Consider the following 24,673-nt stretch of genomic DNA (forward strand, 5'->3'; position numbering starts at 1 on the left):
CGATGAGTGTGGGATAGCGATTCCCCCACGGGCGATCGCGTTCAACGTCGACAATGTATCGCGCCCCACGATCGATCGACGTCTTCCAAAGCTTGAGGACGCAGGACTCGTGGAACGCTACACCGATCCACAGGGATACACTCGGATCACTAATCGTGGTCGCGCCTACCTCGCTGGCGAACTCGACGCTAGCGACCTCGGAGACGAGTGAGGTGGGTCACGTCGCTACTCAACCCCGAGTTCGCGGGCGGCAGCCGCCGAGATTGTGAGACCGGCGTCGGCCGTGGTAACGCGCTCATCTAGTACGTCGTCCAGTACCTCCCGGAGTTCAGTAATGAACGACTTCGGCCGTTCGACCTGTACTTGTGTCGTGGACTTGTCGGCGTAGTTCAGCCCGCGGTGTCGAACGTAGATCCGTGCGAACGACCGACGAACCGACTGGGGAACGTCCCACACGACCGCCGGGAGGTGGTCGAGCGACGTCTTCACGCCCATTGGTGCACCCATTGCGACGAGGCACCGACCGAGAACTGTCCCGTCGCAGGTAGGAACGATCTCAGTCGCCCGGTTGGTCGTGTCGGCGTTTCGGGCGCGGGTCTCGACGCCGACGTGCTCAAAAGCATCGCGGAGTTCCTGAGAGGGGACTCGCTTTCCCGGTGTCACCGCGGGTACGTAGTTCCCGGCAGGGATACTCCCGCCGGCGAGGACGTGCGCGAGCAGTTCAACGAGCGCGGCGACCATCTCGCTCTTGGGCTCAGGGTCGAGCCAGCCGTGGTCGATCGCGGTATTGATTCCTCGAACCGGATCGGGGACAGCATCTTTAAGCCACCCACGGACACGCCCGGGAGGGAGGTTAAGCGCCCGCCCGACACGGACACGGCCGGCATTCGGGTGTTCGGCGGCGTACTCGCGGACGCGGCGATAGTCGAGGACCTTCTCCCACGGGTCCGGATACACGCGATCGCTGTAAGTCCGGGAGAGGGCTTTCGCCGTGGGTTCCATACTTACAGGAATACGTCAGCAAGTTTGAATCTATCCGTCTAATTTTCTTTGCTGATACTCATGCCAGTAAGTACATAAGGCGGTCCTACCTCTTTACAAGTAACCAGCAACCGATCTGAACGAGTGCGAGGGTATCTCCGGCGTCAACGGCGTCGCCCGAGTTCCCGAGACCTCGTTCAGCGGTGGCCGCTGGGTTCAAACTATGAAACCACGCAACCAATCCAACGCGGACGACAGGGCTGTGAGTCCCGTCATCGGCGTCATACTCATGGTCGCAATCACCGTCATCCTGGCGGCCGTTATCGGGACGTTCGTTCTCGGACTCGGTGATCAGTTAGGCGATAGTGCGCCACAGGCATCGTTTTCTGTTGATGAGACGACTGCGACAGAGGTGACAATTGTAAAAACCGGTGGAGAGACCCTAGATACCAACGATCTTACGCTGTCGGTCAACGGAAATCGTATAGCTGATTCTACCGCTAGTTTTAGTGGTAATGATTGGGAAAGCGGTGGATCGGAGGCACTTACCCATGACCAGAGTGAGGGGGAGTATACGCTCCGTCTCATCCATGATCCCTCTGGAAATGCGATCTACGAAACAACAATAGAAGTTCCGGCTCCCTGAAATTTCTTCAGGAGCCTAAAACGTCGTTTTTACAACATACATTCGTTATTCACCTCCACAGACACACTACCTGCGTTCTATATTGTAACCCCAAAACGGTAGTATTGAACCGTTGGATCGTCATTGGATCTAATTCGTCACGAGCTTCACGGATATTAGCCTCCGACTGAATCAAGTGCGCGAGCGCGGCGTCGATCACGACGCTCATCGGTGGGTCATCGTCGGGACCGCTCGCCACAATTTCGCTCGCCTTTTCGAGCTGCCGTTCGCGCTCGTCGGTGATCTTGAGACTGGTTCGACGACTCATTTATACCACATCGTATGTATGGGGGTCGCGATCCCGTCGTTCTGGAGTGATTGAACCGGTCCGTGTTGAAGTGGTAACCATGGATCGACCACGATCCCGATGACCACCACCCGCAACACAAGCGATTTTTATGTACCTCACACGCCGATCGCACCGATCGAAGTGCATAGATCGCGGATTGTGAATACATCCACGTCGGACCCCACGGGTTCGTGTCGAGAACCCCCTTCCGGCGGATTTCATGCTCGCCCCACGAGTTCCAACAGCGTCGGTACTTCGCCGTCTTCGGGGAAGCGCACCAGGTACGCGCGCTCACCGACGCGCTGCGTGTGAGCGTCGGCCTCCTTGATCGAGCCGTCGTCGGCGACTAATCCATCGAGTTCGAGGTGCTGCTTGTCGATCGTTACGGTTCCGCTGCCGTCGCGGTCGACGAGACTTTTGAATCCCATCGACCCTCGCGGGCACGGTGGTTCACTTAAAGATACCTCAAGGTGACACGTGACGGCCGTAGACCGTACTGAATGCGGGAGTATATGGGGATCACCGTGGCCCGGCCGCCCGCATGGCGAAAATGGAATTCGACGCCGTCGACGCCGCCCTCGTTGTGGCGGGGCTCGCCTCGGCGTTCATGCTCGTCGGTATCGCATCGTTCCAGCTGTTCGACGTGGACTTTACCGCGACACAGTTCACGCTCGGGGGGATCGGACTCTCGACCGCGTGGATTCTCGGCTACGCGTCGATCGTCGGGGTCATCCTCACGAACGACAACACCGAGTTTCAGTCCCTCTCGGACGATATTCAGGGACTTCAGGGCTGGTACATGGCCGCGGCCGTGGGGACGCTCGTCCTTCCGATCGCGTTCGTCGCGCTCCCTGACACCGTCGGCAGCTTCTTCCAAAGCTCCGACCTGTGGGGCCTCCTCTACGTGATCGCGGTTACGACCGGGCAGTTCGCTCTGGGGTGGATGCTATGAGTTCCATCTGGGACGGGGAGGACACGATCGCGGGAGTGATCTGGATCCTCACCTCGATCGGCTCGGTCAACTGGGGGCTGCTGGAGTTCTTCGACTACAACGCCGTCGACGAGCTGGGCGCCGCGCTCGGTGAGCCGACTGCCGCGACCGTCGTCTACGGCGCCGTCGCCGTCGCCGGCCTGATCACCCTCGCCGATCACCTGGGCGTCTACGACGTGACGGACGTCGTCGACTCTCTCCGCGGGGAGGATAGCTGATGAACCGCAACACAAGCACGATCGGCGGACTCGCCCTCGCGCTCGTCGTACTGGTCGCCGGGCTCGGACTCGGTCTCTCCGGCGTCGCGGCACAGTCCGACTCGACGACGCTCGTCGACGAGCCGGTGACGCCGACGAACGAGACCGAATCGATCTATCTCGACGCGACCGGTGTCGACGACATGAACGGGAGCGGCCCCGTGAACGTGACCGTCGCCGTCGAAGGACTCACTGAGAACGAGACCGCCGGAAACGGGACTATGCTGGGCGAGACGACGATCTCCGTCGACGCCGGCGCGACCAAGAGCTTCGACTACACGCTTACCGACTCCGATCGGGACTTCGACGAGCTGCGATTTACCGCGACCGTCGAGACGGCCGACGACGCGGACCTAATCGCGTCGACCGACTGGGGGACGCTCCAGCGGACGAGTGGCGGTGCCGGCGGCGGCCTCGGTGACGGCGATACCGGCACCCTCGCTGTCGGGGTTGCCCTGCTGCTCGGCGCCGGCTACTTCGTCACTCGCGAGGACTAACGCATGACCGCAACACAACCGGATTCCGAAGGCTACACCCGACGGGGGGTAATGCGAGCGACAGCCGTCGGGATCGGTGCCGCGGCAGGAATAGGCGCAGTCGGTTCGACCGCGGCGCCGGCGGCGGCGATCGACTGGAAGGACGTGGGGACGATCGCGGCGACGACAGTCGTCGGCGGGCCTATCGCGCTCGGTTGGGCGCTCCGGGAAACGGAATTACTCGGATCTGACGACCCTCCCGAAGGGCTGACGGCTGACGCGTTGAAACAGCAAGTTTACCAAATCGTTCGAACTCGCAAATCGACTAATGCGAGTACGATAGTGGATAACAGAAATATCCTCGATGGTGTCGAAAACAACGCGTACACGCAGGCGAAGATCGCCGCCATCGAGCAGCTGAACGACGGCGCTACTGAGTCGGACGTTCTCGATGCCGCGAATGGGGCGATCGACACCTACGAGACGACCGTTCGAAAGAACCTGCTCAAGACGTGGAATGAGTCGATAAACGAGCTGGAGGCGGTGAAAAACAGCCTCGATGACCACCCTGACTTAGCGTATTCTGACGCGCTAAATTTCTTCGGCAGTACCCTAGAGTTCCCTACCGCCGGCGACTCTAATGATCGGACTTCCGGGCCGTTTGAACACTCCCTGCCCGATGGTAGCACCATCACCGTCCTATCCGTCTGGATGTCACGCTCTGACCCTGTGGAGGGGAATATAGAGTATTCCCCGCTGGAGGATGACGGATTCGCGTTCAACATGGACAAGAATTCTCGGCCCGTGACAGCTGGTGCGTCCTACGACGGAAGCTCCGTCTCCTACCTCAATAGCGACACGTGGACGGAAATCTGGTCCGAGATGGATACCACGTTCCAAAACGTCCGGGACGGCATCTCGACGTGGGTGACGAACGTGTACGGGCAGGTTCAGACGGGAGATATCGAGATCTCGTCTTTGATCACCCCGAGCGTCCGGGCTGAAATGCTCTCCGAGGATGAGACGCAGGCGAGTGCGATCGCGGACCTCGCGGCGCTGAATATCCCGATCGACCCGGAGCGGGAGGCAACTATCACAATCACGGAGACGGGAGCAACGCTCTCCGGCACTATCGGGCTCACGGACGAATCGGACGGACCGATCGAGTCCGGAACCACTTACGACCCGTCCACGTTCGCCGGTGACGTGTATTTCACCGCGGACGTAAGCCAACTCTCCGGTTCGTGGGATGGATACGAGTCCGGGGTAGACGGCGGAACAATCACCCTGACCAGCCAGCCCTACGAGGGGACGGTTTACAACGTCACAACGACGGCCGGAGAGACGGTCTCGGTTCCGGCGTCAGATTTCTCCGAGACCGATTCGGGCGGGTCATGGAGCTACGACGCGAGCGGCGAGCTAGAGACGGCGATTACCGAGGTCGACTCGGTGTCCTACGAGTCCGCAGACGACGCGACTCAGTACGAGACGCTACAGATATCCAAAGAGTTCACAGTAGACAAGCTAGAGAACAAGGAAACCGGCGAGGAGGTGTCCTCGTCGTCGTTCGAGTCGTCGGAGCCGCAGACCGATTCGAACTATATCACGCAAGACGAGTGGAACCAGCTCGAAGAGCAGAACCAGGAGCTGATCGACAAGTACGAGCAGTCACAGAACACCGGCGGCGCCGGCGGCGGCTTCTTTGAGGGAGAGTCGCCCGACTTAGGGCTCATCGCCGCCGTCGTCGGCGGGGCCGGAGTCGTGTACGCACTCTTCGGAGAGGGGGAATCCTGACATGATCAACCCGCTCGCCCCGTACCTGTCGATCGCCAGTTTCGCGATCGAGCCGATCCTAAAACTCGCGTTCGCGATCGTCGTCGTCGGAATCGGCATGGTCGCGCTCGGCTACGACCCCGTCGGGCTCGCGGTGAACTGGTTCGAAACGACGATTCGGTCGTTCATTCCGGGGGTCTGACCGTGCGCCGTATCCTGATTTTTTGTGTTGCGGTGAGCCTCGCAGCTTGTGTTGCGGTCGGCGGCGCCGCCGCGCAGGACGACGGCGGTCCCGGCTTAGAGACGAACACGTCCGTCGACGTCGGCGAGCCCGAGACGTACGCCCAGGAGATCGACGCCCACGCCCGACTCGTCGAGTGGGAGTACCACCGCGACCGCGAAGGCTTCACGCTGCTATTCGAGACCGACGAGTCGACGCGAATCACGCTCACCGAGGCAGTTCAGTTCGGCGAGGGCTCCGGCTCCGGTCGGATCTACCAGCATCGGCTCCCGGAGGGACAGACCGAGGTGTTCGTCTCGGTCCCGCTCCGCGCCGGGCAGGCGGCCGTCACCATGACCACGCCGGGCAGCATCGAAAACAACCGGTTCGCGTACGTTTCGACGGGGCAGACGACGCCGAACCGCCCGCCAATCAGTTACGAGCGAGCCCAGATCCTCATTCTCCTGTCGGGTATCGGCGGCGCCGGTCTCACCTTCCGCGTGGTCAAGAACCGCCGCGAGGATGAAGAGAAGTCGGTCGAGAGGGTGCTATGAATCCGGTCAAAGCAGCCCGCGACCGACCGATTCTCGCCGGTGGGCTTGTGTTGCTGTTCATCGCCGGTGCCGAGCGCGGTCGGTATCCCTACCCGTGGGAGATCGACGGCGCCGGCGTCGTCGCGACCGCTGCGGTCGCGATCGCGATCGGTGGGTACGTCGCCGGCGGCTACGTGGTCGATCTACTTCCCGAAGAAGAGGGGATCTATCTCGTCGCGTTCGAGGCGAACGACGACACCGGCGGTGCCGTCTACGAACTCAGCGAGGACCAGTTCGCGGACATGGACGTCCACGCCGGGAGCCTCTTCGAGTGGCCCGTCGCGAAGCGCGTCTACGAGTGTCGCGAGTACCGTCCCGAGGACAACGTCGCCGTCGCGAACTGGCGGGAATCCGTCGCCGGGTCGCAGCTCGCCGGCGAGGTCCAGGTCGTCGACGCGCTCGAAGCGGTCGCCGAGCTCCGCGAGGAGTTCGAGCCCGACGCACAGGAGGCACGGCGACTCAAGCGCCGGCTCCGGTCGATCGCGCGGAAGCTCGACAAGCGTCGGCTCAAGGACCAAGAGGCGATCCTCGATCCGACCCTCACGCCGTCGTTCGACGACGAGGGCGCGACCGTCTCGGCGGTCCTCGACGAGGAACTACCGGACGATCTGAAACCACAGAGCATGAAGGGAGACGACATCGACACCGAGCGGAACGGACACGGAGACACGATCGGCTTCGAGCTGCTCGACGAGACCGAGGCACTGGAGGTGGACGATGAGCGATAAGACCGGCGCGTACGCGGCGGCCGAACTCGCGAGCGCGCTCCGGGGCGAGGATCCCGGCGAACACGTCCGCGGGTACGCTGGGCTCGTCGACGACCGCCGGACGCTCGCGGTCCTCAACTACTACGACGGGCTGCTCGACGAGCCGATCGAGGAGACGCGGATCGGCCAGCTCATCATTTCCAACGCCGCGACCGAGACGATCGACGAGGCGGTGCGACACGGTTCGGTCTCACAAATGAAGTCCGCGACCGGACTCACCGGACAGGAACGCGAGGGCGGTGACCTGTACCGTGACGCTGCCGGCGAACTCGCGCACGAGGGCGCGATCGGACTCGTGTTCGGGGCGCCCGGCTCGGGCAAGACCGCGACGACGCTCGACGTGGCGATGGCGTGGCGGATCCGGACCGGCGGCGCGCTCATCGGAAACACATCGTGGGACGGCTTCGACCGCGTGGTGCGTTCCGACCGGGAGATGCTCGAAGCGATGGCGGAGATCGAGGGGCCGGTGCTGGCGGTCCTCGACGAGATCGCGCAGGAACTCTCGGGATTCGGCTCGGGTAACAAGGCGGCCGAGCAGTTCTCGGACTCGCTGCTCTTCATCCGTAAGAAGGAGTCCAAACACGGCCCGCACCCGAAGCGCGGGAGCGTCTTGCTCGTCGGGCACACGCGGACGAAAACCGCGAAGTCGATCCGCCGGGTCGCGTCGCTCGCGATCGAGAAGCCCTCGCGGTCGGATCCCGGCCGCGCTCGCCTCTTGGAGAGCGAGGGCGGCAAGGATGACTGGGAAGAGGGGAGCGACTACAAGGGCCTGACCGACACGGCCGCGAACTACCCGGAACACGAGCCGAGCGAGTTCGCGATCGAACTCGTCGACGAGGACGACGAGAGCGAGGGCGTCGACGCCGACTCCGTCCGGCGCGAGGAAGCGGTGAGCAAGGCGATCCGCGCGGTCGAGAATCACGGTATGACGTACGCCGATGCGGGCGATCTCGTCGGCTACTCCGCAGCGTGGGTCTCCGACCGGATGGCTGAATACAGGGACGGCGACCACGGCGAGGTAGTGAACGATGCGGTCGCGTGAATCGACAGACGCGGCGGGGATTCACGCGTTCATTCAGCCGCCCGCCCCGGCGCATACCTCTGTTTATACGCGTGCGATCCGGGCGGAGGGTCCGAATCCGCGGGGGGCCGCGCGGCCGGGGTTCGGTCGAAATTCGTTCGTCGACGCCGATCGGCGCGGCGAGCAACCGCAACCCAAACGAGGGTCGCCGTGAGCTACGACCCGGCGATCGTCGGTCGGTACGGGAAGCTCGTCGAGCTGTGGGCGACGGACCGCTACCCGCTGACGCTCGACTATCCGGTCGTTGACGGACTCAAGTTCGACGCGACCGACGATGACGGCCGCCCGTGGGACGTGAAGGGGTCGATGACGAACGGCGTTCGACCGACGTTCAAGTTCTGGGAGGACCAGCACGAGACGCTCGCGGACGCTGACGGCGGGTACGCGCTCGTGTGGTACCGAGCGGAAGGGAGAGAGATAACGGTCGTGTCGTCGCGCACGGTCCGCGCTCGGGACTTAGAGATCACGAACTGGACGAACCCCGGTGAGACACACTATCGGAGTCACTCACGGGAGGCACAGATCCCAGCGAAGTGGGTCCGGCCGTGAAATTATTATATACAAATTTCTCAGCTTCCGAACGGGGATAGTATGCTATACGACAACATTGACTTGTCCGGCTTACATTTTCACGTATATGAAAATAAGATACAATGCCGATGTTGAATCCGTTGTAGTCGATATAAAAGAGAATCAGTTCCAGATAGGGGATTGGGAGGGGTATTTCACATTTAGGGAATCTGATCATGAAAATCTGGAGGTTACTGTAGAAGGCGTTGTTATTGTGAGAAAATTATCTGAAGAAGAAAAGAGAAAGTTAATTCAACGCACAAAGGTGGAACCAGCCAAATCCGATGGAGAAAACTCTAAGTTGAAAATAGGAACGCCTGAAGAGGTTACAAATGATGCGAGGGAAACATTACAAGCGATTGAATCATTTGGTGGCCTTCATGGAATCCATGAAGTAGAGTGGAGATTCCCAGAGGTGGAATATATACCGGAGTCAGACTCAGAGAAAGAAGATCTAGATATTCTTAATCACCATATTGAAGAAGAGTACCCACTGATTCCAAAAGAGTGGACTTTTGATCTAAACAAAATCAACTGGGGTAACGTCAAGAGTCTTAGTGTTCCTCTTTCATTCTTCCGTCGTGGTAAGCGTCTCTTTGATGAAGGAGATTACATCAACTCATACACAAATTGCTATATGGTAATTGAAGGTTTGTATGCGGAGTCACACAAAAACGTTGAGAGTCAGTTTTTGGATTCAAAAGAACTGCTAGATGCGGCTAAAACCTCGTTTGAGGCCGTTATGGAAACTGTTGGTGAGGAGCTATTGGAATTCTTTGAGTTTTATGATAAAGAGAAGTCGCCAGAAGGCTACATTAGGTTACTAGTGGTAATAAGGCATCAACTGAATCACTTTTTTGGAGAATCGAACGGCCCGCACGCTCCAAATCCATTAGAAGCCGATCGTTTTCAACCACTTTCGAGAGCCATGATGCATTTGTCGTACTATGTTCTATTGCTGAAAGTCTACGAGATAGAGTAATGATTTCGAGCGCGCCGCTTGCGGCGCGCGGCCGATCTCGCGAAAGGGGAGGTGGTACCTTAGCTGTGTGGCCTTAGCCACACCTCTAACCGCCAACCGACCCCCCGGCGTCGGTTTGGCGTCGACGAGCAGCTCGTCGAGACCGAGATCGCGTTTGTGTTGCGGTCGAGATCGTCACGGACCCGCCGGTCGGAGGGGTCGATCGAGGCGAAAACGGCCGCAAAAAGAGGATCTGGATAGTGTTGCCACTCACGAGGGGCCGCGCTACCGGAGCGTCTGACCCTTCCCCCACGCACTCCGCACCGGCCGGATCTTCGGACCAGATGCGTCGCGGTAGTGCGAGACCGCTTCTTTCAGTCGCTCCGGATCGCGACCCGCACCGACCCAGTACCGCTTGAGCCGCGTCACCAGCTCCGACCACGACTCGCCCGCGAGGTTCCCCATCCGTACCCGGAGGTGCGCCTCGCGCTCGTCGATGTGAATCCCGTTCGCTTGGCAGAACGCGATCAGTTCGTCCGTACGCTCGTCGAGAGACGCACGCTCGGCGTTTTGAACCGCGTTCGCCGCGGCCCCCATTGCGTTCCGGACGCCCTCACGCGCCGCGTCGAGCGCCTCAACGACCTGCTCCGCGACGTGGTGCGACCGCAACGCGACGGATCCTTTCTCGCGAACGACCATGTCCTCGATCCGCCGGAGTCCCCGACGGACGCTATCGGGATGCCAGTCGTGTTCGTCCGCGATCTCCGCCGGCGACACGTCGCCACCGTCCGCGACGAGCGTCTTCAGCGAGTCCCACTCGACCGGCGAGAGGCCGTCCGCGAGCTGGCGAACGACTACGTTACGCTGGTCGCTCTCGACCCGCTCTAAGTTCAGCGGGAGTACCCGCGACCGGTCGACCGTCTCCGCCTCGAAGTACGTATCTTCGACGAACGTGCGCCCGCCGCCCGGGCCGTCGTCGTCGAGCGGTTGGGTGGGAAGCCCCGACTCGTTCAGCGTCGCGAGGATCGCCTCTTCGAGCTCGTCGGCGATCTCCGCGTGGTCGACCGGCCGGAGCGTTTCGTCCCACCGGCTCGACTGGTACGACGCTTCGAGCTTCGGGTGCGCAAGCGGGTGTTCGTCAGGGAGCGACTCGGCGTTTCGCGCGTAGTAGTGCTTGAACTCCTTCGGAATCCGGTGGTCGGGGAACGCCTCGCGGATCCGCTTCGGCCCGAGCGTCACCGTGTGGTAGTACCCGGCCCGCTCGGTGTCGTCCTGAACGACCTTCCGGTACCCCGAGCGATCGCTTTCGAGCAGGTGACCCATCCGCGCGAGCGGGCCCTCGCGGGAATGAATCGCCCCGCACACGTCCCGGTCGATCCGGACGTACCGCGCCGCGTCGATCACGACGCTGTACTCGTCGTTGCGGCTCTCGAAGTACATCGGATCGAGCGTCACCGCGCCCGCGGCCCGCTGGATGACCGACTCCACCTGGTCGAACTCGACGTTCGATGCGTTCACCCGGATGTTCACCGCGTCGCCGAGATCCCACATCGGCCGCGCGACTGAACCCCCTTCCTTCGATTGGAGCCCGTGCCAGCGCGGCTGGATGAGCGCCTTCACCTTCCGCTCGCCGACCTCGTCGTCGGCGACCGCGTTCAGCCGGAACTCCCGGAGCGTGTCGAAGTCGACGCGCGTCCCGTCCGGCGTCTCGCCGCCCTCGGGCGGGGCGAGCCCGGACTCTTGGTAGGAGAGCGTGACGCGCCACTTCTCGCCGTCGAGAGTGAAGCTCCCGCGCCGGCTCCCGGTCGCGTCGACGAGCCGTGCGGCGCCGAACCATGCCCCGAGCCCGGAGTACACGTAGTTCGCCATGTACTCGTGCGGGGCCGTCTCGACGGCTTTCATCGCGAGCTCTCCGCGCGGTTGAGGTAGCAGCCGGCGCACTCGGTCCGCCCGTCGATCCGGACACGGACCGAGGGGCGCTCGCAGCCGCACGTCTCACAGGAGCGCCTCACGCGAACACCACCACCAAGTTCACCGCGGCGACCGCGGCGCCGACCGTCGCGACCCCGAGCCCGATCCACTCGGGCGCCTCCAGGGCGTCGGCGGCGACCGGCCACGCACCGCAACACAAGCCGACGACCGCGAGCATCGCGATCGCCGCGGGCAGCTCGCCCATCGTGAGCAACTCGCGGACGATCGGGTTCGCCTCGGCACTCGGACCGACCGTTCGGGCCGCGAGGATCGTCGTCGTCGCATCGAGAACGCCGTGCGACGTGAAGATCGCGGCGACCTCGCCGTACCGGTCGCGACTCACGCCAACCGCCCCCGTTCGGCGTCGCGTTCCCATCGGAGCCGGGCAGCGTCGAGGACGTGCGACCGCGGACCCTGTTCCGGGTCGTACAGCCGGCTCGCGCGGACGAACGGGCTCATCCCGACAGCCCTCCGTTCCACGGCTCGCCGGCGTTGCGGGCGGGGCTCGTCTGCGGGTCCGGCGTGTCGACGTCTTTCCCGGCCGCGCTCCCCTCGCAGATCCGCACCCACGAGTCGCACTCGGGGCACCGGTGAGCGCGATCGTCGTCGTCGCCGTGAACCCGACCGAACCGCGGCGGGAGGTGCGACCCGCACTCCAGACAGACCCCGGACTCGTCCGGCTCAACCCGGAGGTCCATCATCCGGAGATCACCCCGAAGTTGGTCGGGTCGATCGGCCGACGCGAGGGGGTCGCGATCGGTGACGTATTCAACCCGATTTCAGGACCGGGTTTAGACGGAACCGATTCGTCCGATTCCGTTGCGTAGCGAGTCGCTACGGTAGAATTAGCATTAGTCGTGAAACGGTTCGTGAGTAAGCGGGCGCGACGGGATTTGAACCCGCGGCATCTTGGTCCGGAACCAAGTGCTCTGTCCGCTGAGCTACGCGCCCTCACGAGCCGGTACCCGCGGCGAGCGTTTAACGCTTCTGACTCGGGTCGTCGTCCGACGATCGAAGGTCGGTCTGCCACTCGAACCTGCTGGAGCCGTCGGCGACGCCTGCCTCGGCTGTTCCGCCGTCGGTCCGGGCCCGGTCGGCCGCGTCGTCCTCGCTCGTCGAGATCACGTCGGCGGCGGCGAGCAGGCGCCCGACGAACAGCAGTCCGGGGCGGCGCTCGACGACGGCGACCCAGACGACGAGCGCCGGGGGCAACACGATGAGCGACGCCAGATACGCGAGCGTGATGCTGGCGGCCGTGAGCAGTCCGAACTGGCCGAGGATCGGCGTGATGGCTAAGACGAGCACGCCCGTGCCGAGCGCGGTCGTCGCCCACGTGCCGGTGAGCGCGCCGCCCGTCCCGCGGAGCGTGGTGACCACCGCAGCGTCGACGTCGCCCCCGCGGGCGTACTCGTCGTGGAAGCGGTGCGCGACGTGGACGGTGTAGTCCACCCCGAGCCCGATGGTGATCGCGAGGATCGTTGCGGTGATCGCGTTAAATGGGATACCCGCGAGCCGCATCGTGGCGGTGAGCGTCGCGACGGCGACCGTCACCGGGACGAGCGTGACGAGCCCGAGCGTCGGGCTGCCGAGCAGCAGCCAGAACAAGATGACGAGGAACACCGCAGAGAGCCCGAGCGCGGCCGCCAGCGAGACGATCGCGGAGTCGAAGATCGTGTCGGCGACCGCCTGGAACACGACGATCTGGCCGGTCGCGGTCGCGTCCCCGCGGTAGCGGTCGGCCACGCGCCGGGCGTCGGCGGTGATCTCGGCGTCGCTGGCGTCGGACTCGACGGCGTACACGATCCGGGTCGACCGGCTGTCGTCCGCGAGGTACTCGCCGGTGAAGTCGTCGTAGCCCGAGTCGCGCAGCTCGGCGTAGATCCGGTCGAGATTTCGGTTCGGGCGCCCCTCGTCGAGCGAGGAGTCCTCGACGAGCTGTTCGAACTCGGGATTCTCGTCGGCGTACGCGTCGATCGCGCTCTGGACGCTGTCGGCGCTGGCCCGGCCGTCGACCGTGACGAACGTGTCGGGCGGGTCGCGCTCGGCACGCGCGAGGCTGCGCAGGGCGGCGTCGCTGGTCATGCGCCGCTCCACGTAGATGGTCACGGTGTCGTCCTCGCTCGTGGCGAAGTTGTCGGAGAGGAAGTTGATCGTCTCCGTCGCGGTGTACTCGCCGGGCTGGAGCGGGCCGGGGAAGTAGTCGATGTACGCCGGCTCCTCGCTCGGCGGCAGGAAGTCGTCGTCTTCGAACGTCGTGTCGACGCCCGCGCCGTAGCCCGCGGCGCCGGCGGTGATGAGCAGGACGACCACGAGGAACGCGGCGGGCGCGGGCCGCGAGATCGCGGACAGTTTGGGGAGGAGCCGCCCGAGGGCGGAGTCCTCGGAGCCGAGGGGGCGCGACCCAAACGCGGGCAGCGAGCGCTCGGCGCGCCAGCGGTCGACGACCAGCTTGGCGGCCGGGAGGAAGCCGACGAAGATGACGAGGGTGAAACAGATACCGAGCCCGGCGACGACGCCGAACTCCCGGAGCGGCGGCAGCGAGCTGGTGAGGTTCGCGAGGAAGCCGATGATCGTCGTCCCGGCGATGATCGAGTACGCCACCACGAGCTGGCCGAGCGCCCCGCGCATCGCCGTCTCGGGCGGCGCGCCCGCGGCGCGGTCCTCGCGGTAGCGGTTCACCGTGTGGATCCCGAAGTCGATCCCGATCGCTAAAAGGAGGACGGGCACCGCGATCAGCACCTCCGAGAAGGCGATCCCGGCGTACCCCGTGAAGCCGAAGGTCCACACGACCGTCATCAGCAGCGCGATCCCGCCGAGGACGAAGTCGAACGGGTCGCGATAGGCGTACGCGAGCAGGCCGAGGATGACCGCGAGCGCCGCGGGGACGACGATCGACAGCGAGTCGAAGATGACGCGCTCGAACTCGTCGTCGACGATGCCGCTCCCGAACGCGGTGACGTCGCCGGGGGCGTCCGCGGCGATCGTCTGCGCCTCGCTCTGGACCGCCTGCGTGTCGGCCGAGGCCGGGAACGAGTGGGAGACGACGCCGAGTGCCGCGGAGGCCGTCCCGGACTCGCGGTTGAAGTCGTCGGAGAGCAGCGTCGCGAAGCCGGGGTCCTCGGCCGCGGCCTCGACCGCGTCGTCGATCTCGCCGTCGCTGGCGCGCTCGATCGCGTCGCGGGCCGCCGCGGGGGTGTCGGCGTCCTCGTCGAGCTCGGCCGCGACGTCCATCGCCGCCGCGGAGAAGTCCGTCACCCGCAGCTCGTCGCGCTCGTTGAGTCGTTCGGCGGTCGCCAACATGTCGAGCAGCCCCCGGCGGTCGAGCACGTTGACGTCGCGCTGGATCAGCTGTGTCGTGGGGTCGTCGCCGCCGAACGCGGGCTCGAAGCGCTCGTTCACGCGGTCGAGCGCGTCCGCCTCCTCGATCCCGTCCGTGAACTGGTCGCTGCCGGCGCTCGCCTCCAGAAGCGCCATGCCGGGCGCGAACAGGGCGGTGACGAGGAGACAGGCGATCACGACCCGGCGCGGCTGCTCGATGACTCGGTCGGTGATCGCGCCGAACAGCCGGGAGACGGGGTCCATCTATCGGGATCGGAGTCGGCTGCGGAGCCCGGAGATCGCTCCGCTCACCCGGCCGCGCTGCCAAACCAAGGCGCCGCCGACCGCGACAACGCCGAGCAGGGCGACGATCCCGAGCGGCGAGGAGAGCGCCCCGTTCTCGTCGTCTTCGACCACCTCGACCGGGAGACGGTAGGTGTCGGAGAGCTGTTCGTCGCCGTCGGCGTCGTCGTACCGGAAGTCGACCGCGGCCGCGTACGTCTTCGGCGTCGCGCCGCCCGCGACCTCGACCTCGAAGGTGACGGTCGTCTCCTCCCCCGGGTCGAGCGAGGTGACGAACGCCTCGTCGTCCGACGAGGAGAGCGGCGAGTCGACGAACAGCTTCGCCTGAACGTTCGAGATCGGGTCGGGCCCGGTGTTACGGACGACCGCGTCGTACCTGACCGTCGACCCCGGCGTCACCGACGACGGGTCGGTCGCGTTCGGCTCGGCGGGCGACACCGAGAACACGTCCGCCTCGGGCGCGACGTCGACGACGACGTCGAGCGTGTCGGAGACGATGACGTCGCCGGCCGACGACGTCGAGACGAGCGAAACGGTCCCGTCGTCGCCCTTGTTCGCGCTCACCCCCTCGTCGGTGCCGATCCCGCGGTAGCGGACCGCCACGTTGACCGTCCGCTCGCCGGGGTTCGCGTCCGTCCGGAGACCGGCGTCGAACGTCGCGGTGGCCGTCTCGCCGACCGCGAGGTCGCCGATCGTGTCCCGCGTCGAGCGGGGGACGATGTTCGGGTCGGACTGGACCGTCTCCTGTCCCACGCCGTCGGGGGCGGGCGCTTCGTTGCTGAACACGACGACCGCGTCCTCGATGTCGCGGGGGCCGCGGTTGCGGACCTCGACGGTGAAGGAGCCGTCCTCGCCGACCCGCAGCGTGCTGTTTAGTCCCTCGGCGATGAACGCCTGCCGCGAGAGCGGCGTCACGCCCGTCCGGACCGTCCGCGCGGCGGCGTCGGCGCGCTCGGCGTCGCGGTAGTCGACCTCGAACTCCAGCGTCGACGCCCGCGCGGTGGCCTCGCCCGCGGCCGCCAGCCGGTAGGTGAACGTGCGGTTCTCGCCCGGTTCCCACGCGCCGACGTACGTTTCGGTCGTGCCCGCGTCGGTGGCGAAGGAGAGGTCCGGGTCGATCGGGTTCGCCGCCACGCTGGCCTCACGGGCGGTCTCGTTCCGGACGTTCCGCAGCGTCACGTCGACGAGGCCGTTGTCGCCGGCTTGGACGGCGCCGTCGACGTCGACGACCGCGAACTGCGCGCGGTCCGTGATCTCCACGGAGACGTAGACGGTCTCGGTGACGATCTCCTCGTCGCGGACGGTGGAGCCGTCGTCGACCTCGGCGCGCTCGACGTTCCGGTACTCCAGTTCGATCGGGACGCGGTAGACGCCCGGCTCGGCGTCCTCGTCGGGGACGACCGTGAACTCGATCGGTCCGGTGACGCCGCGCGCGACGTCGCCGACCGTCTGCTCGCCGGTCCGCACGTCGAAGGGAACCTCGCGGTTCGCCGCGTCGCCCGTGAGGATCCGCGCCGTCGTCTCGTGGGCGGTCACCACCTCGCTCTCGAGGTTGTCGGCCCCCTGCGCGTCGATGTCGCCGCGGTTGTTCAGGCTCACCTGGAGGGTCGACTCCTCGCCGGGGACGAACGCGGTCTCCGGCGCGAACGCCTCGATGTCCGGATCGCCGCGCACCGTGTCGTTGGCCTGCTGCGCGACCACCGTCCCGGTCGCGAGGAGCGACGCAACGAGGAGGAGGACGGCGACCGTCCGGATTCGACTCATTTTGGTTGCGAACGGGTACGGGACTGCGACGTAATACCCTTCGGGAACCTACGGCAACAACGTATCTGTTTTCGTATAAATATAGATGAGCGCGACACAGCGGCTGAGACGCAGAAATTCCGATTTATATCGGTCATTCACGTCGCTGCTGGCATTCGTGACGGGGATAGACCGACAGAGTTCGGAGCGAGCTCATGAAACGAACGGGCGTTTTGCGTGCGGGCATTTATATAGTTCAGCGGCGCAGAACGCCGACGCTTTGTGAGGGGCACGCGTACGAGCGCACATGGAGTCGCTCCGCGACCTCGGGCTGTCGAGCTACGAAGACCGGGCGTACCGCGCGCTGCTCGCCCTCGGCACCGGGACCGCCGCGGCCGTCGCCGAGGAGAGCGGCGTGCCGAAGGGGCGCATCTACGACGCGCTCGGCGGCTTGGAGTCGCGCGGGCTGGTCCGGGTTCAGACCGACCGCGAGCCGAAGCGGTACGCGCCCGTCGAGCCCGCGGTCGCCGTCGACCGGCTCGTCGAGGCGAAGCGCCGCGAGCTCACCCGGCGGATCGAGACGTACGAGTCCGGCAAGTCGGAGCTGATTGACCGACTGGCCGACGCGGAGGCGACCGACGACGAGTTCTGGACCGCCGCGGTCGGCGCCGACGACTCGCTCGACCTGCTGTTCGAGCGGATCGACGCGGCCGAGGCGTCGATCGTCGTCGTCGCCACCGACGTCTCCGCGCAGTTCGACGTCGACCGCGAGGGGCCGGAGCTGCTCGACCGCCTCCTCGCCGCGATCCGGAGCGGCGTCGACGTCTCCGTGCTGATCTCGCCGGGCGTGTTCGACGACGCCCGCGCCGCGGTCGACGAGGACCGCGCGACGCTGACGATCGCGCAGGGGCCCTTCGAGCTGCGGATCACGGAGGACGCGTACGGGAACTTCTACCTCATCGACGGCGAGGAGGTGTGCCTGGAGGTCGCCGACCCGCTCGCGCCCGACCGGCTGTTCGGCATGCTCGACCTGCGCGACCGCGGGTTTGCGACGCGCGTCCGCGACGGGTTCGAGGCCGCGTGGGCCGAGGGGACCGTCGTCGACGAGGTGTGACCGCTCGCGAAGGTGTGACCGCTCGCGAAGGTGTGACCGCTCGCGAGAGCGATCTCTCAGGCGGCGTGATCCGGTCGGAGGCCTCGACGGCCGCGCAGGAGCCGGATCTGTCGGTCAGCTCGGCACCTAGTTATCAAATTTGAGTCTTTCGGCGCGCAGCTTTATCAGCCCGCGTTCGTACGTCCGGTAGAACTGACAGTGACCCTCCGTCCATCCGACAGGTCGACGCCGGGCCGCGGCGCCGACGAGGGCGACGCTCCGGCGGCGGACGCCCCCGACACCGACGACCGGGCCGCGGCCGACGCGCCGACCGGCGACGCGGAGCGGTCGGCTCACCTCGCGGGGCGCGCGGGGGGCGCTTCGGCGTCGGGTGCGCCCGCACCTGCCGACCGGGGACCGAGCGAGTACGACGCGGCGCCCGCGGGCGGACGGGCGGTCGAGGCGGACCGGTTCCTCCTCGCCGTCGCCGTGGACGGCGAGGTGCTGTTCGCCGGGCCGTCGGTGCCGGACGTCGTGGGGGTCGAGCGCGGGGCGCTCGTCGGGAGCGACCTCTTGGAGCGCGTCCACCCGAGCGACCGCGAGCCGGTGGCCGACGCGCTGTCGGCGGTCGCGACGACCCGGACGGTCACCCACCGGATCCGCCGCGCGAGCGGGGGGTACGCGTGGGTCGAGTCCGTCGTCGACGAGGAGCTCGCCCCGCAGTTCGGCGGCCGGATCGTCACGGTGCGCCGCGTCGACGTCGACCGCACCTTCCCGGAGCGCTACCGCGCCTTCTTGGAGTACGGCAGCGACCTCGTCACCGTCGTCGACGACGACGGCCTCGTCGTCTACGAGAGCCCCTCCGTCGAGGAGGTGCTCGGCTACGAGCAGGGGTCGACCGTCGGGCGTTCGCCGCTCGGTTACGTCCACCCGGACGACCGCGAGCGTATGACGGAGCGGTTCTACCGCGCGCTCACCGAGCCCGACGCGGCGCCCACGCTGGAGTACCGCTACCGCACCGCCGACGGCGACTGGGTCTGGCTGGAGTCGCGCACCCGGTCGCTGCCGGCCGACAGCCCCGACGGCGAGCTGCTCGTCAACTCCCGCGACGTCACCGCTCGGAAGGCGCGCGAGCGCCGGCTCACCGACCGCAACGAGCGGCTCGACCGCTTCGCGAGCATCGTCTCGCACGACCTCCGGAACCCGCTGTCCGTGATCCGCGGCTCCATCGAGATGGCGCGGCTGCGCGAGGAGACGGAGCCCCTCGAACGCGGCGAGCGCGCCGTCGACCGGATCGACCAGCTCGTCTCGGAGCTGCTCACCCTCGCGCGACAGGGGACAGGGATGGACGAGCCGACGGAGTTCGCGCTCGCGAGCGTCGCCCGCGACGCCTGGGAGACCGCCGCACAGGACGACGACGATGCGGAGCTGGTCGTCGCCCACGACGCGCGGGTGTACGGCGACCGCGGGCGGACGCGACAGGCCTTCGAGAACCTGTTCCGCAACGCGACGGAACACGCGAAGCCGGACGCCTCCGAGTCGGAAACGGTTGGCTCCGACACCGAACCGACCGACACCGAACCGACCGACACCGAACCGACCGACACCGAACCGACCGACACCGAGCCGACCGACGCCGAACCGGCCGACGACGACCTCACCGTCCTCGTCACCGCCACCGACGGCGGGTTCCTCGTCGCCGACGACGGGAGGGGAATCGACCCCGACCACCGGGAGTCGGTGTTCGACTCCGGGTACACCACGCGGGCGGACGGGACGGGGTACGGGCTCGACATCGTCCGCGAAGTCGTCGAGTCGCACGGGTGGACCGTCGAACTCCGCTGCGAGGGCGACGGCCCCGTCGGCCTCCCCGACGGGCGGCGGCTCCGGCTCCCGGAGGGGGCGTGCTTCGAGGTGTGCGCCCCCGACCCGGCCGACGCCGACCCGGACGAGCCCTGGATCGACGCGTGAGGGGGGGGCCCCACCGTCGACCCGGCGCGTTTATTCCCCGCGACCGCCAACCCGACCCGTGAGCGTCCCCGACGTCGCGGTCCGGCGGGTCGAGCGCGCCGACCTCCTCGCAGTGGTCCGGATCGAGCGCGCCTGCTTCTCGGACCCGTGGCCCTACGACGCTTTCGAGCGGCTGGTCGACGAGCCGGCGTTCCTCGTCGCGGAGCGGGCGGGCGCGGCCGTCGGGTTCGTTGTCGCCGACCGGACGCCGAACCACGGCCGCGACATCGGCCATATCAAGGACCTGGCGGTCCATCCCGACGCCCGCGGCGAGGGGATCGGTCGGACCCTCCTCCGGTCGGCGCTGGCCCGGCTCCGCGCGACCGGCGTGGCCGTCGCCCGGCTGGAGGTGCGCGAGGGGAACGACCCCGCGCGGTCGCTGTACGCCGACGAGGGGTTCGAGCCGGTCCGGCGGGTCGGCGGCTACTACCCCGACGGCGAGGACGCGCTCGTGCTCGTCGTCGACCTCGCGGCGTGGGCCGAGGGGGAGGCGTCGGACGGCGATCGGTGACGACGACGACGGCGATGACGGCGAGAGCGACGCCGCAGGGGCGAGCTAACGTCCCGCACGCCTATCGGCTCGCCGCGCGGGGTTTGCCAAGGCTTAGTGTGCGCGAGGGCGACTCAAAGGGTATGAGTTCGGTTCCCGAGCGGTCCGAGATCGACACCGAGTACAAGTGGGACCTCGACGGCATCTACGCCGACGACGAGGCGTGGGAGTCGGCCTACGAGACCGTTTCCGACCGTATCGACGAGCTGACCGCCTACGAGGGGCGCGCGGTCGAGGACGCCGCCACCCTGCTCGAACTGCTCGAACTCCGCGAGGAGATCTTCCGCGAGCTCCAGCAGGTCATGACCTACGCCCGCCTGCGGAGCGCCGAGGACACGCGGAACCAGGAGTACCAGGCGATGTCCGCGAGGGCGTCGTCGCTCGGCTCCGAGGCGTCGAGCGCGGTCTCGTACCTCGAACCGGAGATCCAGTCGCTGACGGAGTCGGACGTTTCGGCCTTCCTCGACGACGAGCCCGCGCTCGAAGCGTACGAGCACTACCTCGACGACGTCTTGCGAAAGAAACCGCACACCCGGTCGAGCGAGGTCGAGGAGGTGCTGGCGGACCTCTCCGAGGTCACCGACGCGCCGAGCGAGATCTACTCGATGCTGACGAACGCCGACATGACCTACGGCGTCGTCGAGGACCCCGACGGCGAGGAGGTGGAGATCACGCAGGCGAACTTCACGAAGCTCCAGACGAACCCGGACCGCGAGTTCCGCGAGCGCGTCCACGAGACGTTCTATGACGAGTGGGCGGACGTGCGCAACACGGTCGGCACCTCCCTCGAGAAGGCCGTCCGCGAGCACGTCACGAGCGCCGAGATCCGCGACTACGACTCCGCGCGCGCCGCCGCGCTCGACGGCTCGAACGTCCCCGTCGAGGTGTACGACACGCTCGTCGACACGGTCGACGACAACCTCGACGTGCTCCACCGCCACGCCGAGCTGAAGGAGGCGGCGCTCGGCGTCGACCGGCTTCAGAGCCACGACCTCTACATGTCGCTGACGGGCGACCAGGGCCCCGACGTGGAGTACGAGCAGGCCCGCGAGTGGGTGATCGAGGCGGTCGCGCCGCTGGGCGACGCCTATCAGGAGCGGCTGGCCGAGGGGCTCGACTCGCGGTGGGTCGACGTCTACGAGAACCGCGGGAAGCGCTCCGGCGCGTTCTCCTCGGGCACGTACGACACCCAGCCGTACATCATGATGAACTACCAGGACGACATCGCCTCGATGTACACGCTGGCCCACGAGCTCGGCCACTCGATGCACTCCGAGCTGGCCGGCGACGCGCAGCCGTGGCACGACGCGAGCTACGAGATCTTCGTCGCGGAGATCGCCTCCACCGTCAACGAGACCCTCCTCACCCACCACCTGCTCGACACCGTCGAGGACGACGAGCTCCGGACGCACGTGCTCGACGAGTACCTCGAGCGCTTCCGCTCTACCCTCTTCCGGCAGACGATGTTCGCGACGTTCGAACAAGAGATCCACGAGCGCGTGGAGGCCGGCGACGCGCTCACGCCCGACGCGTTCGACGAGATGTACGGCGACCTGAAGGGCGACTACTACGCGCCCGCCGAGCTGACGGGCGGCATCGAGCGCGAGTGGCAGCGCATTCCTCATTTTTACTACGACTTCTACGTCTACCAGTACGCGACCGGCATCTCCGCCGCGGCCGCCATCGTCGAGCGCGTCTTAGAGGAGGGCGAGTCCGCCGCGGCCGACTACCGCGAGATGCTGAAGGCGGGCGGCTCCGAGTACCCACTCGACGTCGTCGAACTCGCCGGCATCGACATGGCCTCGCCCGACCCGATCGAGTCCGCCGTCGGCGTCTACGACGAGTACCTCGACGAGATCGCGACGCTGCTCGATCTGGAGTAGGTCGCCGGCCGCGATCTGGCGAACGTTCTCTTTTATAAGTGAACCTGCGGTGGCGCGTGCCTGCGAGCGGCCGCCCTCGGCGGCCGCGAGTCAGCACGCGCGAGGGAGTCGGTGGTTCGGAGCGAACCGGAGAACCACCGACGAGGCTGGGGAGGTGTGGGGTGCTGTGCGGAGCGGTGCGGGGCGGGACTCAAAGGGGCAGCCGGGAGGACGAAGGCGCGGGAAGCAAGGACCGCAAGGAGCGAGCAGCGCGAGCGACTGAGGACCGTGGTTCGAAACGGCGAAGCCGTTTCGTCATCACGAGACGCCGGAGGCGTCTCGAACGACAGCGACCGCACCGAGTCCTCCCGGCTGGGGCTTTGGCGGTGTCCGCCGCCGAGTCACAGTCACCGGAGGATAACCGAGCATCTGGGGCTTTGGCGGTCTTCACCGATGATCTGCCGTCAGCATTTAAAAGACGGCGTTTTTGAGAAACTTCGGCCTAACAGAGCCTAAGCGTCTCACCCCCGTACGTAACACTACGATGGCGACGAATGACTCGCAGCCCGCCGGCGCAGGATTCCCGGAGGACCCCGAAGACCTGCTGCCCGAGGACAGCGTCCTCAGCCTCGACGAGTACCTAGCGATGCACGCAGCGGTCGGACACCGCACCAGGTACGAAATCCTCTACCGGCTCGTCCACAGCGACGACATGAGCCCCAAAGAACTGGAGGACGCGATTGAGGTCGACGACAGCACCCTCCACTACCACCTCAACAAACTCGTCGACGTCGGCCTCGTCGAAAAACGCCAACGCACCGAGCGAGGAGCGGACGGCCTCTACACGTACTACCGAGCGACGGTGTTCGGCGAGGTGACGCTCACGAGCGGCGTCGACGAACTGATCCGCGGCGAAGTGGCGTTCGAAGCGATGTACGACAGTTCGATCGACGAGTAACTTCCCGAGACGCCCGAACGGGACTCGTCGTCCCGGCACCGATTTACCGCTCCCCCGCAACACACCGGACAATGGACGAACGCGTACGCGAGCACGCCGCAGTGCTCGTCGACTGGAGCGCACGGGTCGAGGCCGGCGACGACGTCGTCGTCAGCGTCGCGGAGGACGCCCACGAGCTGGGCGTCGCGGTCGCCGAGGCGCTCGGCGAGCGCGGGGCGAACGTCACGACGCTGTACGGGTCGAGCGAACTCTCCCGCGGCTATTTAAAAGGCGTCGAGGCTGGAACGGACGGCGACGTCGACACGGACGACTTCGATTCCGACCCTGCGGTCGACCGCGCGATCTTCGAGGCCGCCGACGCCTACCTCCGGATCGGGGGCGGGCGCAACACCACCGCGACCGCCGACGTCGACCGCCCGACGCGGCAGGCGTACGCGAAGGCCCGGCAGAGCGTCCGCGAGGCGCGGATGGACACCGACTGGGTGTCGACGGTCCACCCGACCCGGAGCCTCGCCCAGCAGGCGGGGATGGCCTACGAGGAGTACCGGAACTTCGTCTACGATGCGGTCCTCCGCGACTGGGAGTCGCTCGCCGACGAGATGGCGAAGATGAAGGACGTCCTCGACGGCGGCAACAACGTCCGGATCGTCACCGAGCGCGACGGCGCGCCAGACACCGACGTTCAGATGTCGATCGCGGGCCGCACCGCGGTGAACTCCGCCGCCTCCGTTGCGTACGACTCGCATAACCTCCCGAGCGGCGAGGTGTTCACCGCCCCCTACGACACCGAGGGCGAGGTCTTCTTCGACGTGCCGATGACCATCGACGCGACGCGCGTCCGGAACGTTCACCTCTCGTTCGAGGGCGGCGAAGTCGTCGACTTCGCGGCCGAGTCCGGCGAGGAGGCGCTCGCGGACATCCTCGACACCGACGACGGCGCGCGGCGGCTGGGCGAGCTCGGCATCGGGATGAACCGCGGCATCGACCGCTTCACGGACTCCATCCTCTTCGACGAGAAGATGGGCGACACCGTCCACCTCGCGGTCGGCCGCGCCTACGACGCCTGCCTCCCCGAAGGGGAGTCCGGCAACGACAGCGCGGTCCACGTCGACATGATCACGGACGTGAGCGCCGACTCGCGGCTGGAGGTCGACGGCGAGGTCGTCCAGCGGAACGGGACGTTCCGGTGGGAAGAGGGGTTCGAGGCGTAGGTCGGGAGGA

Annotated in this window: 26 protein-coding genes and 1 tRNA gene; 18 read left to right on the forward strand and 9 right to left on the reverse strand. The window is 66.1% G+C overall.

Features of this window, described 5'->3' with window-relative positions; genetic code table 11:
- Positions 1-211: ArsR family transcriptional regulator (locus tag F3H13_RS16425; RefSeq protein WP_149799636.1), on the forward strand; the 211-nt coding region annotated here is incomplete at its 5' end.
- A gap of 14 nt (positions 212-225) precedes the next feature.
- Here F3H13_RS16425 and F3H13_RS14075 read toward each other — a convergent pair.
- A complete protein-coding gene (locus F3H13_RS14075) occupies positions 226-1,002 on the reverse strand; it encodes a hypothetical protein (RefSeq protein ID WP_149799637.1) in 777 nt (258 codons plus the stop codon).
- A gap of 202 nt (positions 1,003-1,204) precedes the next feature.
- Between F3H13_RS14075 and F3H13_RS14080 the strand changes: the two genes are divergently transcribed.
- Entirely contained in the window at positions 1,205-1,627 is a 423-nt protein-coding gene (locus F3H13_RS14080; protein WP_149799638.1) for a type IV pilin, read from the forward strand.
- Between the two features lie 49 nt (positions 1,628-1,676).
- Here the strand turns inward: F3H13_RS14080 and F3H13_RS16675 are convergent, their stop codons facing one another.
- Positions 1,677-1,934 (reverse strand): DUF7386 family protein, encoded by a 258-nt coding sequence (locus F3H13_RS16675; protein WP_149799639.1) that lies wholly within the window; start codon positions 1,932-1,934, stop codon positions 1,677-1,679.
- Between the two features lie 239 nt (positions 1,935-2,173).
- On the reverse strand, positions 2,174-2,383 hold the full coding sequence (locus F3H13_RS14090) for a hypothetical protein (RefSeq protein ID WP_007344673.1): 210 nt from the start codon (positions 2,381-2,383) through the stop codon (positions 2,174-2,176).
- Positions 2,384-2,496: 113 nt separating this feature from the next.
- On the opposite strand from F3H13_RS14090, the gene F3H13_RS14095 reads away from it, so the two are divergent.
- From F3H13_RS14095 to F3H13_RS14140, 10 genes are all read left to right on the forward strand, one after another.
- Positions 2,497-2,907: a hypothetical protein gene (locus F3H13_RS14095; protein WP_188128081.1), complete on the forward strand. Its 411-nt coding sequence runs from the start codon at positions 2,497-2,499 to the stop codon at positions 2,905-2,907.
- Positions 2,904-3,164, forward strand: coding sequence for a DUF378 domain-containing protein (locus tag F3H13_RS14100; RefSeq protein WP_149799640.1), 261 nt, complete (start codon positions 2,904-2,906; stop codon positions 3,162-3,164). Before F3H13_RS14095 ends, F3H13_RS14100 begins: the two co-directional genes overlap by 4 nt.
- Positions 3,164-3,700, forward strand: a complete 537-nt coding sequence (locus F3H13_RS14105) for a hypothetical protein (protein WP_149799641.1) — start codon at positions 3,164-3,166, stop codon at positions 3,698-3,700. The genes F3H13_RS14100 and F3H13_RS14105 overlap by 1 nt, the downstream gene beginning before the upstream one ends.
- 51 nt (positions 3,701-3,751) lie before the next feature.
- Positions 3,752-5,473 carry a hypothetical protein gene (locus F3H13_RS14110; RefSeq protein ID WP_149799642.1) on the forward strand — a complete coding sequence of 574 codons (1,722 nt, stop codon included), beginning with the start codon at positions 3,752-3,754 and terminating at the stop codon, positions 5,471-5,473.
- A gap of 1 nt (position 5,474) precedes the next feature.
- Positions 5,475-5,654 (forward strand): hypothetical protein, encoded by a 180-nt coding sequence (locus tag F3H13_RS14115; protein ID WP_149799643.1) that lies wholly within the window; start codon positions 5,475-5,477, stop codon positions 5,652-5,654.
- 32 nt (positions 5,655-5,686) lie between these two features.
- Entirely contained in the window at positions 5,687-6,226 is a 540-nt protein-coding gene (locus F3H13_RS14120; protein ID WP_149799644.1) for a hypothetical protein, read from the forward strand.
- On the forward strand, positions 6,223-6,993 hold the full coding sequence (locus F3H13_RS14125) for a hypothetical protein (protein ID WP_223174430.1): 771 nt from the start codon (positions 6,223-6,225) through the stop codon (positions 6,991-6,993). Before F3H13_RS14120 ends, F3H13_RS14125 begins: the two co-directional genes overlap by 4 nt.
- Positions 6,983-8,074 (forward strand): hypothetical protein, encoded by a 1,092-nt coding sequence (locus F3H13_RS14130; RefSeq protein ID WP_149799645.1) that lies wholly within the window; start codon positions 6,983-6,985, stop codon positions 8,072-8,074. The genes F3H13_RS14125 and F3H13_RS14130 overlap by 11 nt, the downstream gene beginning before the upstream one ends.
- Before the next feature lie 189 nt (positions 8,075-8,263).
- The gene (locus F3H13_RS14135) at positions 8,264-8,662 is read left to right on the forward strand and encodes a hypothetical protein (RefSeq protein ID WP_149799646.1); all 399 of its coding nucleotides are present in this window, start codon (positions 8,264-8,266) and stop codon (positions 8,660-8,662) included.
- 88 nt (positions 8,663-8,750) lie between these two features.
- Positions 8,751-9,665 carry a hypothetical protein gene (locus F3H13_RS14140; RefSeq protein ID WP_149799647.1) on the forward strand — a complete coding sequence of 305 codons (915 nt, stop codon included), beginning with the start codon at positions 8,751-8,753 and terminating at the stop codon, positions 9,663-9,665.
- Between the two features lie 264 nt (positions 9,666-9,929).
- On the opposite strand, the gene F3H13_RS14145 is transcribed toward F3H13_RS14140, so the two are convergent.
- The 6 genes from F3H13_RS14145 to F3H13_RS14170 form a co-directional block, all read right to left on the reverse strand.
- Positions 9,930-11,546: a DUF7845 domain-containing protein gene (locus F3H13_RS14145; protein WP_149799648.1), complete on the reverse strand. Its 1,617-nt coding sequence runs from the start codon at positions 11,544-11,546 to the stop codon at positions 9,930-9,932.
- A gap of 106 nt (positions 11,547-11,652) precedes the next feature.
- Positions 11,653-11,958 (reverse strand): hypothetical protein, encoded by a 306-nt coding sequence (locus tag F3H13_RS14150; RefSeq protein WP_149799649.1) that lies wholly within the window; start codon positions 11,956-11,958, stop codon positions 11,653-11,655.
- A gap of 112 nt (positions 11,959-12,070) precedes the next feature.
- Entirely contained in the window at positions 12,071-12,313 is a 243-nt protein-coding gene (locus F3H13_RS14155) for a DUF7563 family protein (protein ID WP_006114624.1), read from the reverse strand.
- Positions 12,314-12,493: 180 nt separating this feature from the next.
- Positions 12,494-12,566, reverse strand: a tRNA-Arg gene (locus tag F3H13_RS14160).
- Between the two features lie 27 nt (positions 12,567-12,593).
- On the reverse strand, positions 12,594-15,197 hold the full coding sequence (locus F3H13_RS14165) for an efflux RND transporter permease subunit (protein ID WP_149799650.1): 2,604 nt from the start codon (positions 15,195-15,197) through the stop codon (positions 12,594-12,596).
- Entirely contained in the window at positions 15,198-17,000 is a 1,803-nt protein-coding gene (locus F3H13_RS14170; RefSeq protein ID WP_149799651.1) for a COG1361 S-layer family protein, read from the reverse strand.
- Between the two features lie 286 nt (positions 17,001-17,286).
- On the opposite strand from F3H13_RS14170, the gene F3H13_RS14175 reads away from it, so the two are divergent.
- From F3H13_RS14175 to F3H13_RS14200, 6 genes are all read left to right on the forward strand, one after another.
- The gene (locus F3H13_RS14175; protein WP_149799652.1) at positions 17,287-18,093 is read left to right on the forward strand and encodes a TrmB family transcriptional regulator; all 807 of its coding nucleotides are present in this window, start codon (positions 17,287-17,289) and stop codon (positions 18,091-18,093) included.
- Positions 18,094-18,291: 198 nt separating this feature from the next.
- On the forward strand, positions 18,292-20,043 hold the full coding sequence (locus F3H13_RS14180) for a PAS domain-containing protein (protein WP_149799653.1): 1,752 nt from the start codon (positions 18,292-18,294) through the stop codon (positions 20,041-20,043).
- Between the two features lie 58 nt (positions 20,044-20,101).
- Entirely contained in the window at positions 20,102-20,593 is a 492-nt protein-coding gene (gene rimI, locus F3H13_RS14185; RefSeq protein ID WP_149799654.1) for a ribosomal protein S18-alanine N-acetyltransferase, read from the forward strand.
- Positions 20,594-20,715: 122 nt separating this feature from the next.
- Positions 20,716-22,515: an oligoendopeptidase F gene (gene pepF, locus F3H13_RS14190; RefSeq protein ID WP_149799655.1), complete on the forward strand. Its 1,800-nt coding sequence runs from the start codon at positions 20,716-20,718 to the stop codon at positions 22,513-22,515.
- A gap of 523 nt (positions 22,516-23,038) precedes the next feature.
- A complete protein-coding gene (locus tag F3H13_RS14195) occupies positions 23,039-23,452 on the forward strand; it encodes a winged helix-turn-helix domain-containing protein (protein ID WP_149799656.1) in 414 nt (137 codons plus the stop codon).
- A 71-nt stretch (positions 23,453-23,523) separates the two neighbouring features.
- Positions 23,524-24,663, forward strand: a complete 1,140-nt coding sequence (locus F3H13_RS14200; protein WP_149799657.1) for an aminopeptidase — start codon at positions 23,524-23,526, stop codon at positions 24,661-24,663.
- Positions 24,664-24,673: the final 10 nt, after the last annotated feature.

The sequence above is a fragment of the Halorubrum xinjiangense genome, from assembly GCF_900102375.1.
In the GTDB taxonomy this organism is placed as follows: domain Archaea; phylum Halobacteriota; class Halobacteria; order Halobacteriales; family Haloferacaceae; genus Halorubrum; species Halorubrum xinjiangense.